The sequence below is a fragment of the Streptomyces sp. NPDC030245 genome, from assembly GCF_055572995.1.
The window spans coordinates 1038073-1039674 of the sequence record NZ_JBVICF010000001.1 but is presented as its reverse complement, the minus strand read 5'-3'; the positions used below and the strand labels follow the sequence as shown (position 1 = coordinate 1039674).

Annotated in this window: 1 rRNA gene (only partly in view); it reads left to right on the top strand. The window is 57.3% G+C overall.

The annotated features are described in order from the left end of the window. Nucleotides 1–55 precede the first annotated feature (55 nt). Nucleotides 56–1602: ribosomal RNA gene (locus ACZ4Z4_RS04590) — 23S ribosomal RNA — on the top strand; it runs 1272 nt beyond the window's last position.

Sequence of the window (1602 nt, the reverse complement as noted above, 5' to 3'; positions counted from 1 at the left end):
TGTGATGGGTGGTTGGTCGTTGTTTGAGAACTGCACAGTGGACGCGAGCATCTGTGGCCAAGTTTTTAAGGGCGCACGGTGGATGCCTTGGCACCAGGAACCGATGAAGGACGTGGGAGGCCACGATAGTCCCCGGGGAGTCGTCAACCAGGCTTTGATCCGGGGGTTTCCGAATGGGGAAACCCGGCAGTCGTCATGGGCTGTCACCCGCTGCTGAACACATAGGCAGTGTGGAGGGAACGCGGGGAAGTGAAACATCTCAGTACCCGCAGGAAGAGAAAACAACCGTGATTCCGGGAGTAGTGGCGAGCGAAACCGGATGAGGCCAAACCGTATGCGTGTGAGACCCGGCAGGGGTTGCGCATACGGGGTTGTGGGATCTCTCTTTCACAGTCTGCCGGCTGTGAGACGAGTCAGAAACCGTTGATGTAGGCGAAGGACATGCGAAAGGTCCGGCGTAGAGGGTAAGACCCCCGTAGTCGAAACATCAGCGGCTCGTTTGAGAGACACCCAAGTAGCACGGGGCCCGAGAAATCCCGTGTGAATCTGGCGGGACCACCCGTTAAGCCTAAATATTCCCTGGTGACCGATAGCGGATAGTACCGTGAGGGAATGGTGAAAAGTACCGCGGGAGCGGAGTGAAATAGTACCTGAAACCGTGTGCCTACAAGCCGTGGGAGCGTCGCGTGCAGCACTTGTGCTGTACGTCGTGACTGCGTGCCTTTTGAAGAATGAGCCTGCGAGTTTGCGGTGTGTTGCGAGGTTAACCCGTGTGGGGAAGCCGTAGCGAAAGCGAGTCCGAATAGGGCGACATAGTAGCGCGCTCAAGACCCGAAGCGGAGTGATCTAGCCATGGGCAGGTTGAAGCGGCTGTAAGAGGTCGTGGAGGACCGAACCCACCAGGGTTGAAAACCTGGGGGATGACCTGTGGTTAGGGGTGAAAGGCCAATCAAACTCCGTGATAGCTGGTTCTCCCCGAAATGCATTTAGGTGCAGCGTCGTGTGTTTCTTGCCGGAGGTAGAGCACTGGATAGGCGATGGGCCCTACCGGGTTACTGACCTTAGCCAAACTCCGAATGCCGGTAAGTGAGAGCACGGCAGTGAGACTGTGGGGGATAAGCTCCATGGTCGAGAGGGAAACAGCCCAGAGCATCGACTAAGGCCCCTAAGCGTACGCTAAGTGGGAAAGGATGTGGAGTCGCAGAGACAACCAGGAGGTTGGCTTAGAAGCAGCCACCCTTGAAAGAGTGCGTAATAGCTCACTGGTCTAGTGATTCCGCGCCGACAATGTAGCGGGGCTCAAGCGTACCGCCGAAGTCGTGTCATTCCAGCACATACCCCCAACGGGGGCTGGGATGGGTAGGGGAGCGTCGTGTGCCGGGTGAAGCTGCGCCGGAAGGCAGTGGTGGACGGTTCACGAGTGAGAATGCAGGCATGAGTAGCGATACATACGTGAGAAACGTGTGCGCCGATTGACTAAGGGTTCCTGGGTCAAGCTGATCTGCCCAGGGTAAGTCGGGACCTAAGGCGAGGCCGACAGGCGTAGTCGATGGATAACCGGTTGATATTCCGGTACCCGCTGTGAAGCGTCAAACATCGAGC